The sequence below is a fragment of the Plantibacter sp. RU18 genome (genome assembly GCF_050613355.1).
Taxonomy (GTDB): Bacteria; Actinomycetota; Actinomycetes; order Actinomycetales; family Microbacteriaceae; genus Plantibacter.
On record NZ_CP159618.1, the window covers coordinates 3,087,822 to 3,102,213 of the forward strand.

Below are 14,392 nucleotides of genomic sequence, written 5' to 3' on the forward strand. Positions count from 1 at the left end.
CTACGCGTTGCGTATCGTTGCAAGCTACAGTGATGAGGTCGGATCGTCACGGAACGGAGACGCCATGGTGAACCGGGAATCGCCGCGCGAGGCAGCCGCCGCTGCGCTCGACACGGTCGAGCAGGAGAGTGCGATGCTCCGCCCCGCCCACGATTTCAGCGTGCGGGACTACGCCAAGTCCGCCGTCGGCAGCCGCCGCAAGGAGATCGACGTCGAGTCGTTCACCGCCACGCCGCTGAGCGCCGAGACGGTCGCGCTGCTCCGCGCACTGTCGGACATCGAACGGGCGACGATGCAGTACCTCCGGAGTGTGCTCGTGACGCCCACGCACAAGGATGCGAGAGTCACCGCGTTCCTCATCACATGGGCGTACGAGAAGTACTGGATCACCGACACCCTCGACACCGTCCTCAAGGCGAACGGCACCCCGCGGATCAAGAACCGCGCGACGGGCTTGCGTCGGACCGTGCACGGCCTGCGCGACCGATTCGCGCCCATCGGTCAGGCTGTCATCGCCAATGTGCTCGGCGAGGACATCATCGCGTGGCACATGACCATCGGCACGATCGACGACCTCATCACCCGTGCCGCCTACCGCTCGGTGCGGCAGCGCGAGGCGCACCCCGTGCTCGACCGTCTCATCGACGAGATCCTCGAGACGAAGGCGCGCCACCTGGAGTTCTTCGAGGCCCAGGCGTCCGACCGCCTCGCAGCCTCGCCCCGCGCCCAGGGCATCACCCGCCGTCGCATCCGCTCGGCGGTGTGGCCCACCGGTTCCGACGTGACCGGCCCTCAGCAGACCGCGCGCTTCGCAGCGCTCGTCTTCCGCAACACCGCCACCTGGAGCGACCCTGCGGTCACCGGAATCGACGCATCGATCGATGCGTTGCCGGGGCAGTCGGGCCTCCATCTCGCCGCACGACTCGCCCGCCGTGGACGCCACGGAACCCTCGAGGAGACCTCATGACCGACTCCCCCACCCCAGACGCGGTCTCGCCGACCGAGACGTCGCCGATCTTCGCGCCGGACGCCCTCGACGGCGCCCACGTCCTCGTCACCGGCGGTACCGGGTTCCTCGGCCAGGCCGTGCTCGAACGCTTGCTCGCCGACCACCCGACCACCCGGGTGAGCCTGCTCATCCGGAAGAAGGGCTCCGTCAAGGGCAGCGATCGTCTCGCGACGCTCCTGCGCAAGCCCGTCTTCAAGTCCTGGCGCGAGCGCGTCGGTGCGGAGGCAGCGGCAGCGATCGTCGCCGAGCGCGTCACCGTCATCGAGGGTGGCCTCGACGAGATGGCCCTCCCCGCGGACCTCGACGTCGTCATCCACAGTGCCTCGACGGTGTCCTTCGACCCGCCCATCGACGAGGCCTTCGCCACGAACGTCGGCGGAGCGACCACGCTCTACGCGGCTCTCGCCAAGAGCGGCGCCACCCCGCACGTCGTGCACGTCTCCACCGCGTACGTCGGCGGGACCCGAAAGGGTATCCAGCCAGAGCGCAGTCTGGCCCACGATGCCGACTGGCGCGTCGAGGCGGAGGCAGCACGATCGGCTCGCATCCGCACCGAGGAGTCGTCCCGCCGCCCCGAGGTGCTCAGGAAGCTCATGCAGTCGGCCCGCCGCGAGCACGGCAAGGCCGGCCCGCAGGCGGTGTCGAGTGCCGCGGAAGCCGCGCGCATCGCCTGGGTCGACACCCGACTCGTCGCGCACGGGCGCGCCCGCGCCGAGAGCCTCGGCTGGACCGACGTGTACACCTTCACGAAGGCACTCGCCGAACGCGTCGCCGAAGAACGCTGGGCGGGAACCGGCAACCGTCTGTCGGTCGTACGTCCGTCGATCATCGAGAGCGCGCTCTCCCACCCGTTCCCGGGCTGGATCGACGGGTACAAGGTCGCCGATCCGCTGATCATCGCCTACGGCCGCGGCCAACTGCCCGACTTCCCCGGCCTGCCGGACAGCGTCCTCGACATCATCCCCGTGGACTTCGTCGTCAACGCGATCCTCGCCGCAGCGCAGACGCCGCCGGAGCCCGCCTCGGCCCGGTACTTCCATGTGAGCTCCGGCGCGAGCAACCCGCTGCCGTTCCACAAGATGTACGCCAACGTGCACAGCTACTTCACGAAGCACCCGATCCCCGCAGACGCCGGTGACATCAGCGTCCCGACCTGGAACTTCCCCGGCGGGCGGGCGATCGAGCGGTCCATCGACCGGCGTCAGAAGGCGACGACCGCAGCGGGCCGCGTCGTCTCCCACCTGCCTGCGAACGCGCGGACCCGTGGCTGGCAGGACCGCATCCGCAAGGCGTCGAGTGACCTCGGTTCGCTGCGCGACTTCACGGGTCTGTACCGCTCGTACGTCCAGAGCGAGATCGTCTTCGACGACCAGCGCACGCGGGAACTCCACGCCTCGCTCCCGGTCGAGCAGCAGGCCGAACGCGGTTTCGACGTGACCACGATCGACTGGGACGACTACTTCCAGCGCATCCACTTCCCCGCCGTCACCACGCTGACCCGCGCGTTCGCGAACCGCAAGGCCGGCGCTGCGAAGCAGCAGAAGATCCTCCCCGTGCGCGACGACGTGCTCGCGGTGTTCGACCTCGAAGGCACCGTGCTCGCGTGGAACCTCATCGAGCAGTACCTCTGGTTGCGCCTCGCAGCGACCTCCCGCTCCCGCTGGCCCATCGAGATCGCCGCGCTCGGCGCGTCGATGCCCGGCTACATCGGCGCGGAGCTCCGTGACCGCGGCGAGTTCATCCGCACCTTCATGCGCCGCTACGAGGGTGTCGACGTCGCGCAGCTCGAGAAGATCGTCCGCGGCGGCTTCGGCAAGGCCCTCCGCGCGAGGCTCCTCCCGCAGGCGCTCGAGCAGATCGCCGCTCACCGCGCCGCCGGCCACCGCACCATCCTCGTGACCGGCACGATCGACCTCATGGTCGCTCCACTCGCGCCGTTCTTCGATGTGGTCGTCGCCGGCGCCATGCATACGGAACACGGTCGCCTCACCGGCTACCTCGACGCTCCGCCGCTCGTCGACGAGGCCCGAGGCGCCTGGCTCACGCAGTACGCCGAGCAGCACGGCATGGACCTGGCGCACTCGTACGGCTACGGTGACTCCCATGCCGATGCGGCCTGGCTGCAGCTGCTCGGCAACCCGGTCGCGGTGAATCCCGACCACACGCTGTACAAGCTCGCGCAGGCGAACCGGTGGACGGTGCGAGAATGGGCACGAACCACCGGAGGTGTCCGCTCCGAAGACGGATTGACCCGCGCACCACGCGCCGCCCACCCGAGAGGAGAGCGGACGGACCAGGACTCGATCCAGGACCGCCCCACCGCACATGGCGTTTGACATCGACAAGTTCACCGAGACCTCCGTCTCAGTGAACTGGAGCGACCTCGACTTCGACGAGTTCAAGACCAACCCGCTACCAGCGTCCACACTGCGCAGCCTGCGGTACATGTGCGACATCGAGTACCACACGGTCTGCTACCTCCGGGACATGCTCATGACGCCCTCACACGAGGACGACGACGTCGGCGCGTTCATGACCATGTGGAACCGTGAAGAGTTCTGGCACGGCGAAGCACTCGCGGCGGTCCTCGCCGCTCACGACATCACGGTCGACTTCGACGAGCTGAAGGCCACGCGGCTGAAGCTTGGTTGGAAGGACCGTCTGGATCCGATCAAGCAGTCGATCCTCGGCAACCTCGTCGGCACGGACTTCATCGCCGTGCACATGAGCTGGGGCGCCGCCAACGAGTGGTCCGCCACTGCCGCATACACACGCCTCGCGCAGTTGGAGCGCCACCCCGTGCTCTCGGTGCTCCTCAAGCGCATCGCGAAGCAGGAGACGCGCCACGTCGCGTTCTACGCGAGCCAGGCACGGACACGGCTCGAATCGTCGAAGAGCGCCCGTCGTCTCACCCGCTTCCTCCTTCGGAAGGTGTGGGGCCCCGTCGGTTCCGGCGTCATGCCGGATTCCGAGGTCACTCATGTCATGGGCCACCTGTTCGGCGACGAAGAGGGCCTGGCGGAGGTGCGCCGCATCGACGGACACATCGCGAAGCTCCCAGGCATGGAGGGGCTCACGATCATCGAGAACTCCCTGAAGGTCCGAGGCGTCGCCGCCTGACACCCCCTCGCCACTGTTCAGAATTCAGGGAATCCTGCGCTGCGAGTCGCGAAAGGCCGGGACTGCCAGCGTTTTTCGGACATCGCACCCGAGCCGGGCTGATATCCCCTGAATTCTGGACGGAGGGTTCAGTGCTGGGAGATGATCCGCGCGCCGTGCACCGGGCCGTGGGCGCGGATCGCCTTCATGCCGTAGGACGCGAGGGTGACCTGCAGTTCGAGCGCGTCGTCGGCGTCGCCGGCGAGGAACGCGATCGTCGGGCCCGAGCCCGAGACGAGGCTGCCGAGCGCACCCTGGGAATCGCCGAACTCCAGCACCTCGCCGAGCACCGGGCGCAGCTGGAGCGCCGCCGCCTGCAGATCGTTGAACAGGACCTCGCCCAGCAGGTGCGCGTCGCCGGCCCGCAGCGCCTGCAGCACGGCGGTGTCGACGGTCGGCTGACGACCCGCCGGCGAGATGTCGAGGATGTGGCGCGCGCGATGCGCGTCGAGTTCCTGGTACACCTGCGGCGTCGACATGCCGAAGTTGGCGAGGGCGAGCACCCACTCGAACTGGCCCTTCGCGAGGGCGCTGCTCAGTTGGTCGCCGCGTCCCGTCCCGACGGCCGTGCCGCCGAGGAGCGCGAACGGCACATCGGCGCCGAGGCGGGCCGCGAGGGCGAGCAGGTCGTCGCGGCTGCGCTCGGTGCCCCACAGGGCGTCGCAGGCGAGCAGCGTTGCCGCGGCGTCTGCCGAGCCACCACCCATACCGCCGGCGACCGGGACGTGCTTCTCGATCTCGAGACGGACTCCCCCGCGGTAACCCGTCCGGCGCGCGAGCGCCTTGGCCGCACGGATCGCGAGATTGCTCGTGTCGGTCGGGACGCCGGAGACGTCGACGGAGCCCGTGAAGGACACGCTGAAGTCGTCCGCCGGGTAGGCATGGACGTCTTCGTACAGCGAGATCGCCTGATAGGCCGTCGCGACGTCGTGGTAGCCGTCGTCCATGACTTCCCCCACCTTGAGGAAGACGTTGATCTTCCCGGGGGCTCTCACGTGCACGTGGTTGAGGATGGCCGCGGTGGTCATTGTTCCAAGCTAGTCGATCCGCCGACCACCGCTGACCGACCGCCTACTTGTTCGACGAGTCCGCCCAGATGTTGACGTCCGAGCCCTCGGCGAGTCGGTCGATCTCCTCGAGCTCCTCCGTCGTGAACGCCGGGCCGTCGAGGGCCGCGAGGTTCTCGTCCAGCTGCTCGGGGCGCGACGCCCCGATGAGCGCCGAGGTGATCGCCGGGTTGTTCAGCACCCACGCGAGCGACATCTGCGCGAGCGTCTGTCCTCGCTCTGCGGCGATGGCGTTCAGTGAACGCAGCCGTGTCGCCATCTCGTCGCTCACCTGTCGGTCCGGCAGGGAGGGACGGTTCATCGCGCGGTCGGCAGGACCCTCGCCGAGGTACTTGTCCGTCAGCAGGCCCTGAGCAAGTGGTACGAATGCGATGGCACCGAGGCCGGTCTCCGTCAGCACCTCGGTGAGGCCGTCCTCGACCCAGCGGTTGAGGATCGAGTAGGAGGGCTGGTGGATGACGAGCGGTGTGCCGAGCTCGCGCGCCACCGCGTGGGCGACGGCGGTGCGTTCCGCTGAATACGACGAGATACCGACGTACAACGCCTTGCCGGAGCGCACGATGGCGTCGAGGGCACCGATGGTCTCCTCGATGGGAGTGACCTCGTCCACGCGGTGGGAGTAGAAGATGTCGACGTAGTCCAAGCTCATCCGCTCGAGCGACTCGTCGAGGCTCGCCGTCAGGTACTTCTTCGAACCGAAGTTGCCGTACGGCCCTGGCCAGAAGTCGTATCCGGCCTTCGAGGAGATGATGAGCTCGTTGCGGTACGCACCGAAGTCCTCGCGGATCATGCGGCCGAAGTTCGTCTCGGCAGAGCCGTAGGGCGGGCCGTAGTTGTTCGCGAGGTCGAAGTGGGTGATGCCGTGGTCGAAGGCGTGGCGCAGCAGTGCGCGTTGGCCGTCGAACGGACGGTTGTCGCCGAAGTTGTACCAGAGGCCGAGCGAGATCGGGGGGAGGAACAAGCCGGAGGTGCCGACCTGTCGGAAGGCCGTGTTCTCGTACCGCTCGGGCACCGCAGCGTAGGGGCGGTGGATGTCCGGGACGTTCGCGGGGAAGCGGGGGTCTGAGGTCATGACCTCAACGCTAGTGCCCGGCGCGGACGATCGACAGGAAGTCGTGGACGGTGAGTTCCTCGCCGCGCGCGGTGGGCTTGACCCCGGCCGCCTCCATCCGCTCGATCGCCGCCTGCGAGCTGCCGAGGACACCGCCGAGCGCCTGACGGAGCATCTTGCGGCGCTGCTGGAAGGCGGCGTCGATGAGGGCGAAGGTCCCGAGGCGTTCCTCCTCGGTACCGATGACGTCGGAGCGGCGCTCGAAGCCGACGAGCACGGAGTCGACGTTCGGGATGGGCCAGAACACCTGACGACTCACCTGACCGGCGATGCGCCACGCGCCGTACCAGGCCGCCTTCGCGCTCGGGGCGCCGTAGACCTTGCTTCCGGGGACCGCTGCGAGACGGTACCCGACCTCCGCCTGCACCATGACGACGCCGGCGGTGAGCGAGGTGAAGTGCTCCAGGAAGTGGAGCAGCACGGGCACGGAGATGTTGTACGGGAGGTTCGCCACCAGGCGGTTCGGCTGGGCGGGCAGCTCGACGATCCGCAGGGCGTCCTCGTGGACGACCGAGAGGCGGTCGATCATGCCCGGGGCCATCTGCGCGACGGTGGTCGGCAGCTGCTTCGCGAGCCGGCCGTCGATCTCCACCGCGACCACGCTCGCGTCCGCTTCAAGGAGACCGAGGGTGAGCGAACCGAGGCCAGGTCCGATCTCAACGACGACGTCGCCCGGCGAGACATGCGCCACAGAAACGATCTTGCGGACCGTGTTGGCGTCGATGACGAAGTTCTGGCCGAGCTTCTTCGTCGGCGTCACATCGAGCAGGGCGGCGAGATCACGGATCTCGGCGGGGCCGAGCAGTGCGACGGAAGCGGTCATCCCTCAAGTATCCCTGATCGGCGAGCACCGCTCTGATCGGTTGGCCCGACCGGAGGCGTGCCGGTCAGGCGTCGACGAGTTCGTCGACGAGCGCTTGAGCGGCGAGCCGGACGGTGTTCACGACGACGGAGCGACGCCGGGCGACACGACCGGCGCTGCGGCCGACCATCAGGCCGTCGAGCTCCGGCAGGACGGCCCAGGCGTCGCAGAGCGCGATGATCGTGAGGAGGAGGTCTGCGGCGTCCTCGCGGGCGACACCCGGGAGGGCTTCAAGGGTGCGATCGATCTTGCTGCGACAGCGGTCGGTGCGTTCCGCTCGGTCGACGACGCGATCGCCGCGCTCGAGGCCTTCCCAGAACAGCAGGCGGGGCAGGACAGCGTCCGCCTGGTGATGGTCGAACAGACGCCCCGCGTAGTCGGCCAACGCCTCGGGACCGTCACCCTCGATGGGCACCTCGTCCATGACGCGGCGCAGCTGGGTGGCGATCACCACGTCGAAGAGGTCATCCTTGCGACCGAAGTACTGGTAGATGCGCTCCTTGTTGACGCCGGCCTCGGTGGCGATCCGGTCGACGCGGGCACCGGCGAGACCGTTGTCTCGGAACTCCGCCGTCGCCGCGTCGAGCAGCAGACGTTTCGTGCGCTCGATGTCCCAGGCCATGAGCTGAGTCTAACCGAATCCAACCAGCTAGTTGCAGTTTGCGTCCAGCCGGTCTACGGTGATCTCCTTCCCGAAAGCAACCATCTAGTTGGAGATTCCATGCACGATCAGACCGCCACCGCTGGCACCCCCACGATCCCCCCGTCCGCCCCGATGCCGCACCTCCCGTCGACCCACGTTCGTGCGGTCATCACGTGGCTTGCGATCTTCCCGCTCGTCGCGATCGGCATGACCCTGCTGACCCCGGTGAGCGTCGACTGGCACCCGGTGCTGCGCGCGTTCGTCCTGACCCTCGTCGTCGTCCCGCTCGCGGTCTACGTCGTCGTCCCGCGCCTCATGCAGGCCTATGGCGCCCTCCGCCGTCGCCGCCTGACCCGTCGCCCCTGAGCCCCTCCCGCGTGAACCAGCCCGTCCTGCGTCGTTCGCCAACGCGATGCTGCCGACCGAGCGCGGGTCTGTGGCGGCAGGGCAGGGTCAGTCGGTCCAGGAGCCGTAGACGCGTTCCGTGTTCTCCGCGACGACCGCAGCGAGCGCCGCGACGTCCTCGCCCAGATGATCGGCCATCCCCCGCAGGGTGTATGGCAGCAGGTACGGCGCATTCGGACGGCCACGGAACGGCGCCGGCGTCAGGTACGGCGCATCCGTCTCGACCAGGATGAGCTCGCGCGGGATCACCTCGAGCGCCTCGCGCAGGGGCAACGCGTTCTTGAACGTCACCGTCCCGGCGAACGACGCATACCAGCCGTGCTCGGCGCACAACTCGGCGAGTTCGCGGCCACCCGAAAAGCAGTGGAACACCGTCCGGTCCGGAGCTCCGACGCGCAGCAGTGTCTCGACGACCTCGTCGTGGGCGTCACGGTCGTGGATCTGCATCGCGACCCCGTGCCGCTTGGCGATCGCGATGTGCGCTTCGAACGAGGCGAACTGCGCGGCCCGGCCGTCCTCCTCCGTCCGGAAGAAGTCGAGACCCGTCTCACCCACCGCTCGCACGCGGGGCTCGGCCGCCAGGCGGTCGATCTCGGCGAGCGCCGCATCGAGGGCGCCGGCCCGATCGAGGTCGGGCGCATCGTTCGGGTGGATGGCCACAGCGGCGAGCACCCGTGGGTCGCGCGCAGCGAGCGCAGCCGACCACCGCGACGTCTCGACGTCGGTCCCGACCTGGACGATGCCGCGGACGCCGACGGCCGCAGCGCGGTCGAGATGCTCGGCCGGCGTCAGCGGTGCATCACCGTCCGCGTGCTCGAGGTGAGTGTGGTTGTCGTACACCGGCACCGGCAACGGCACCGGTGCCTCCGGGAAGCTCAACTGCTTACGCTCCCCCGCCGCGCGCTGCCGCAGGTGCGGCTGCGCCTCGGCGTTCGGCCCCTCGGTCATTCGGCGACGGCCTCGATCCGCGGGAAGAGCGGCTCGAGCCCGTTGACCGAGGTGCCGGCGGGAACCTGACCCCAGGTGCCGACCTCGGCGATGCGCTGCTCGCCGAGTGCGCCGAGGGCGTCCTCTGCGCCGAGGGCCGCCCAGAGCTTCGTGGTCGCCTTCGGCACGAACGGGTGCAGGAGCACGGACAGTGCGCGCAGCCCCTCGATCGCGGTGTACAGGACGGTGCCGAGCCGCTCGCGCTTGGCCTCGTCCTTGGCGAGCGCCCAGGGCTCCTGCTCGGTGATGTACCCGTTCAGTTCGTCGACGATCCTCCAGATGGCGGCGAGCGAGTCCTGGATCGCGAGTCGCCCGATGGCGGCGTCGGCGTCCGTGACCGCCTTCGCGACCGTCTCCTGGATGGCGAGGTCGGAGGCCTCGGCCGGACCACTCGGCGGCACGACGCCCTCGAAGTACCGTGTGACCATCGCGAGCACGCGGGAGGCGAGGTTGCCGAAGCCGTTCGCGAGCTCCGCCTGATAGCGCGCCGAGAGGTCCTCCCAGCTGAACGAGCCGTCCTGCCCGAAGGCGATGGCGCGCATGAAGTAGTAGCGGAACGCGTCGGAACCGAAGGTGTCGGTGATCTCGCTCGGCGCGATTCCGGTGAGCTTCGACTTCGACATCTTCTCGCCGCCGACGAGCAGCCAGCCGTGACCGAAGACCCGCTTCGGGACCTCGATGCCGGCGGCCATGAGCATTGCGGGCCAGATGACCGCGTGGAAGCGGAGGATGTCCTTGCCCACGATCTGGGTGGCGGGCCAGCGCTCGGCGAAGGCCTCATCGTCGGAACCGTACCCGGCTGCAGTGATGTAGTTCAGCAGCGCGTCGAACCACACGTAGACGACGTGGCTCTCGTCCCACGGCACCTTGATGCCCCAGTCGAACGTCGATCGTGAGATCGAGAGGTCTTTGAGCCCCTGGCGGACGAACTGGATGACCTCGTTGCGTGCCGACTCCGGCTGCACGAACTCGGGGCGCTCCTCGTAGAGGGCCAGGAGTCGCTCGGCGAAGTCGCTCATCCGGAAGAAGTAGTTGCTCTCCTGGAGCAGCTCGACGGGCTTCGAGTGGATCGCGCAGACGAGCTGTCCGACGTACTCGCCGGTGCCCTGCACGAGATCGCTCTCCTGCTTGTACTCCTCGCAGCCGACGCAGTAGTAGCCCTCGAACTCACCGGTGTAGATGTAGCCCGCGTCGTAGAGACGTTGGAGGAAGAGCTGCACGTTCTTCTCGTGACGCTCCTCCGTGGTACGGATGAAGTCGTCGTTGGAGATGTCGATCGTGTCGAGCAGCGGGTACCAGGACTCGCTGACGAGTTTGTCCGCCCACTGCTTCGGCGTCACGCCGTTGGCGGTCGCTGTGCGCAGGATCTTCTGGCCGTGCTCGTCCGTCCCGGTGAGGAACCAGGTGCGGTCGCCCGCCTGGCGGTGCCAGCGCGCGAGGACGTCCGCCGCCACCTCCGTGTACGCGTGCCCGATGTGGGGGGCGTCGTTGACGTAGAAGATGGGCGTGGTGATGTAGAAGGAGGTGCCGTCGGCCATGGGGTCAATCCTAGGACGAGCGGACGCCGCCGCCGTGCCTGTTACCTCCCGGGACCGTTACGGCTTCGCTGCGGGCTTCGGTGGGCGGGCTGCGAGGGCGGCTTGGTAGAGGTCGCGTTTGGACAGCCCGGTCGCCTCGGCGACCTCGCTGGACGCCTCCTTGAGTCTGGCGCCGTCTGCGACGAGCGCGAGGACCTGTTCCACGGCCGTCTCCGGATCGGCCTCGACGGCCGCAGCGCCCGCGATGACGATGCAGATCTCGCCCTTGACACCGCCGGCCGCCCACTCGGCGAGCTCCGCCGCCGTCCCACGCTTCACTTCCTCGAACAGTTTCGTGAGCTCGCGGCAGACCGCGACGCGCCGGTCGGCCCCGAGCATCGACGCGACGTCCTGCAGCGATGACGCGAGCCGGTTGGGTGACTCGAAGAAGACCATCGTGCGCGGTTCCGTCGCGAGCAGGCGGAGTGCACTGCGCCGGTCGCCCGGCTTCCGCGGCAGGAAGCCCTCGAAGGTGAAGCGATCGGTCGCGAGGCCCGATACGGCGAGCGCCGTGACGACGGCGGACGGACCGGGGATCGCGGTCACCTGAACGCCCGCGGCGGCAGCGACGTCGACGAGGTGGAAGCCCGGGTCGGAGACCGTCGGCATACCGGCGTCGCTCAGGACGAGCACATCGGTCTCCCGTGCGAGCTCGACGATCTCCGCCGCGCGCTCGCGTTCGTTGTGGTCGTGCATGGCGATGAGCCGTGGACGTGATTCGATGCCGAGGGCTCGGAGCAGGTGGATCGTTGTCCGGGTGTCCTCTGCGGCGATGACCTCCGTCGTCTCGAGCGCCTCCCGAAGCCTGGGTGAGGCGTCGCCGAGGTTGCCGATGGGGGTCGCTCCGAGGATGATCACCCGACCAGTGTCCCATCCGGTCGGGGTGGTTAGATGAGACGGTGTCGGTCGATCTTCTCGAAACCCCTGTGACGGGATCCCCTCTCGACCGCTGGTGGGAGCGTCTGCTCCGCACCGAACGGCGGCGGAAACTGTGGATCTGGGGCGGCCCGGCAGCGGTCACCCTGCTCGCGTTCGTGTTGCGGTTCTGGAACATCGGCCACCCGCACTCCCTCGTCTTCGACGAGACCTTCTATGTCAAGGACGCCTGGTCGCTGTGGCTGAACGGCTATGAAAGCGCTTGGCCGGAGGGCGCGGATGACGGGTTCGCGAGCGGGAACGCCGGCAGCCCGGGAACCGACCCCTCCTACGTGGTCCACCCGCCGCTCGGCAAATGGCTCATCGCGCTCGGGATCGCGGTCTTCGGCATCGATGACAGCACCGGGTGGCGGATCTCGACCGTCATCGCCGGCACGCTCGCGGTCCTCCTGATCACGCTCATCGCGAAGCGCCTGTTCACCTCGCAGATCCTGGCGGTCACCGCCGGGTTCCTCTTCGCCATCGACGGCCACGCGATCGTCATGGCCCGCGTCTCGCTCCTCGACAACTTCGTCATGCTGTTCGTGCTCGCGGGCTTCGGAGCCATCCTGCTGGACCGTCAGTGGCACGCCTCCCGTCTCGCCGCGAGACTCGCGGCGGACCGCGCGGGCGGGAATGACCCTGCGTGGGGTCCTGTGCTGTGGTGGCGACCGTGGCTGCTCGCCGCGGGCATCGCCTTCGGCGCGGCCACCGCCGTCAAGTGGAACGGTCTGTACTTCCTGGCCGCGTTCGGCCTCTACGTCATCGTCACCGACCTGCTCCTGCGTCGTCGGCTCGGGCTCCCGCTCTGGGCGAGCGCCGCCGTCCTCAAGCAGGGACCCGCGTCGTTCCTCATGCTCGTGCCGCCGGCGCTGCTCGTGTACCTCGCGAGCTGGACCGGTTGGATCACGACCTCCGGAGGCTACGACCGGCAGTGGGCGAACGGAACCGGCAACGCCTGGACCGGCGCGTTCTCATGGGTCCCGCACTGGTTCCAGAGCCTCCTCCACTACCACCAGAGCGCATACGGCTTCCACGTCGGGCTGAGCACACCGCACCCGTATGCCGCCAATCCACTCGGCTGGCTCCTCATGCTCCGTCCGACGAGCATGTACTACCAGTCCCCGGCCGAGGGCGACCCCGGCTGCTCGTGGGACGCGTGCTCGTCGGCGATCACCTCCATCGGCAATCCGCTCATCTGGTGGGGCGCGGCCGTCGCCCTCGGCTACCTCGCCTACCGTCTGGTGCGTTATCGCGAGTGGCAGGTCGGCCTCATCGTCCTGGGTGTCGCCGCCGGATACCTGCCGTGGCTGATGTACCTGAACCGCACGGTGTTCCAGTTCTACACGATCGTCTTCGAGCCGTACCTCATACTCGGCCTGGTCTTCGCGATCGGCAGGATCCTGGGCTCGCGCGACGATCCCGAGGAGCGACGCGTGGCCGGCGTGGGTGTGGTCGGCGTGTTCCTCACCATCACGACGGTGTTGAGCGTCTTCTGGTACCCGCTCTGGACGGCCATCACCGTGCCCTACTGGTTCTGGCATCTCCACGCCTGGTTGCCGTCGTGGATCTGACCGGATCAGGAGCGAGTCGATGACGGTCTCCGCGCGACTGGCCGGCATGATCGGGACGCCCGACGGTGCGCGCCGTGCCGTGCCGGGAGTCGCGGTCGCCGGGCTTGCGGCCCTCCTCGCACTCGGGCTGCACACCGTGTTCCCGATCGTGCCACTGCTCACCACGAGTGTGCTGCTCGGCATGATCGTCGGCCAGTTCCGCGGCTTCCAACGACTCGCCGGCGGTCCGCTGAAACCGGGCCTCGGCATCGCGGCCAAACGGTTCATGCGCCTCGGCATCGTGCTGCTCGGACTGAAGCTCAGCCTGATCGACATCGCGGGGCTCGGTTGGGTCACGCTCGCGACCACCGTCGCGATCGTCGTCATCACCTTCTTCGTCACGCTGTGGTTCGGGAGGGCGATCGGTCTCACCGGCCCCGAACCACTCCTCATCGCGACGGGCTTCTCGATCTGCGGCGCCTCCGCCATCGGCGCGATGAGCGGCGTGGTCAAGGCCAAAGATGAGGAACAGGCCACACCCGTGGCCCTCGTGACGCTGTGCGGGACGCTCGCGATCTTCGTGCTGCCTGCCCTCCGCGGCCCGCTCGGACTGACCGATGAGCAGTTCGGTCACTGGGTCGGAGCGAGTGTGCACGACGTCGGCCAGGTCGTCGCGACTGCGCAGATCGCCGGGACGAGCGCCCTCGCCGTCGCCGTCGTCGTGAAACTCACCCGAGTCGTGCTCCTGGCCCCGATGGTGGCCGCGGCGGCCACCATCGAACGCCGTCGCCTGCAGACGGTCGCCGCGGCGTCGGGCGCGACCCCTGACGGCTCCTCGGCCGCGCGGCCGCCGATCGTGCCCCTGTTCGTCGCCGGGTTCATCGCAGCCGTGCTCGTGCGGACATCACTCCCGGTTCCGGAGGTCGTGCTCGGCGTCGCGGACGGCTTGCAGACCGCACTCCTGGCGATGGCGCTCTTCGCCCTGGGCGCCGCGATCCGCGTCCGCACCCTCGTGACGACCGGGTGGCGGGCGCTCGTGGTCGGCCTCGGGTCCTGGCTGCTCATCGCCGTCCTTGCACTCGGAGCCGTGCACCTGTCCTGACG

At 68.6% G+C, this 14,392-nt stretch carries 13 protein-coding genes; 6 read left to right on the forward strand and 7 right to left on the reverse strand.

Going from position 1 to position 14,392, the window contains the following annotated elements; translation table 11 throughout:
• The first annotated feature begins 64 nt into the window (after positions 1–64).
• From ABMA10_RS14840 to ABMA10_RS14850, 3 genes are read left to right on the forward strand one after another with little or no spacing between them, the layout of a single operon-like run.
• Positions 65–967 (forward strand): hypothetical protein, encoded by a 903-nt coding sequence (locus tag ABMA10_RS14840; protein ID WP_347869450.1) that lies wholly within the window; start codon positions 65–67, stop codon positions 965–967.
• A complete protein-coding gene (locus tag ABMA10_RS14845; protein ID WP_347869451.1) occupies positions 964–3,345 on the forward strand; it encodes an SDR family oxidoreductase in 2,382 nt (793 codons plus the stop codon). The genes ABMA10_RS14840 and ABMA10_RS14845 overlap by 4 nt, the downstream gene beginning before the upstream one ends.
• Positions 3,335–4,129: a ferritin-like domain-containing protein gene (locus ABMA10_RS14850; RefSeq protein WP_347869452.1), complete on the forward strand. Its 795-nt coding sequence runs from the start codon at positions 3,335–3,337 to the stop codon at positions 4,127–4,129. The genes ABMA10_RS14845 and ABMA10_RS14850 overlap by 11 nt, the downstream gene beginning before the upstream one ends.
• 128 nt (positions 4,130–4,257) lie before the next feature.
• On the opposite strand, the gene ABMA10_RS14855 is transcribed toward ABMA10_RS14850, so the two are convergent.
• The 4 genes from ABMA10_RS14855 to ABMA10_RS14870 all read right to left on the reverse strand — a co-directional run bounded on the left by ABMA10_RS14855 (position 4,258) and on the right by ABMA10_RS14870 (position 7,830).
• Entirely contained in the window at positions 4,258–5,196 is a 939-nt protein-coding gene (locus ABMA10_RS14855; protein WP_347869453.1) for a 4-(cytidine 5'-diphospho)-2-C-methyl-D-erythritol kinase, read from the reverse strand.
• 43 nt (positions 5,197–5,239) lie between these two features.
• On the reverse strand, positions 5,240–6,307 hold the full coding sequence (mgrA, locus tag ABMA10_RS14860; protein ID WP_347869454.1) for an L-glyceraldehyde 3-phosphate reductase: 1,068 nt from the start codon (positions 6,305–6,307) through the stop codon (positions 5,240–5,242).
• Between the two features lie 10 nt (positions 6,308–6,317).
• Positions 6,318–7,169, reverse strand: coding sequence for a 16S rRNA (adenine(1518)-N(6)/adenine(1519)-N(6))-dimethyltransferase RsmA (gene rsmA, locus ABMA10_RS14865; RefSeq protein ID WP_347869455.1), 852 nt, complete (start codon positions 7,167–7,169; stop codon positions 6,318–6,320).
• A 64-nt stretch (positions 7,170–7,233) separates the two neighbouring features.
• Positions 7,234–7,830: a TetR/AcrR family transcriptional regulator gene (locus ABMA10_RS14870; RefSeq protein WP_347869456.1), complete on the reverse strand. Its 597-nt coding sequence runs from the start codon at positions 7,828–7,830 to the stop codon at positions 7,234–7,236.
• A 99-nt stretch (positions 7,831–7,929) separates the two neighbouring features.
• Here ABMA10_RS14870 and ABMA10_RS14875 point away from each other — a divergent pair, with 99 nt between their 5' ends.
• Entirely contained in the window at positions 7,930–8,217 is a 288-nt protein-coding gene (locus ABMA10_RS14875) for a hypothetical protein (RefSeq protein WP_347869457.1), read from the forward strand.
• An 87-nt stretch (positions 8,218–8,304) separates the two neighbouring features.
• Here ABMA10_RS14875 and ABMA10_RS14880 read toward each other — a convergent pair whose 3' ends face one another.
• From ABMA10_RS14880 to rsmI, 3 genes are read right to left on the reverse strand one after another with little or no spacing between them, the layout of a single operon-like run.
• The gene (locus ABMA10_RS14880) at positions 8,305–9,204 is read right to left on the reverse strand and encodes a TatD family hydrolase (protein WP_347869458.1); all 900 of its coding nucleotides are present in this window, start codon (positions 9,202–9,204) and stop codon (positions 8,305–8,307) included.
• Positions 9,201–10,781, reverse strand: a complete 1,581-nt coding sequence (gene metG, locus ABMA10_RS14885; RefSeq protein WP_347869459.1) for a methionine--tRNA ligase — start codon at positions 10,779–10,781, stop codon at positions 9,201–9,203. Before metG ends, ABMA10_RS14880 begins: the two co-directional genes overlap by 4 nt.
• Positions 10,782–10,838: 57 nt before the next feature.
• Entirely contained in the window at positions 10,839–11,678 is an 840-nt protein-coding gene (gene rsmI / locus ABMA10_RS14890) for a 16S rRNA (cytidine(1402)-2'-O)-methyltransferase (protein ID WP_347869460.1), read from the reverse strand.
• Between the two features lie 68 nt (positions 11,679–11,746).
• Between rsmI and ABMA10_RS14895 the strand changes: the two genes are divergently transcribed.
• Together ABMA10_RS14895 and ABMA10_RS14900 are read left to right on the forward strand one after the other, a co-directional pair.
• Positions 11,747–13,309 (forward strand): dolichyl-phosphate-mannose--protein mannosyltransferase, encoded by a 1,563-nt coding sequence (locus ABMA10_RS14895; RefSeq protein WP_347869461.1) that lies wholly within the window; start codon positions 11,747–11,749, stop codon positions 13,307–13,309.
• A gap of 19 nt (positions 13,310–13,328) precedes the next feature.
• The gene (locus ABMA10_RS14900; RefSeq protein ID WP_347869462.1) at positions 13,329–14,390 is read left to right on the forward strand and encodes a YeiH family protein; all 1,062 of its coding nucleotides are present in this window, start codon (positions 13,329–13,331) and stop codon (positions 14,388–14,390) included.
• Positions 14,391–14,392: the final 2 nt, after the last annotated feature.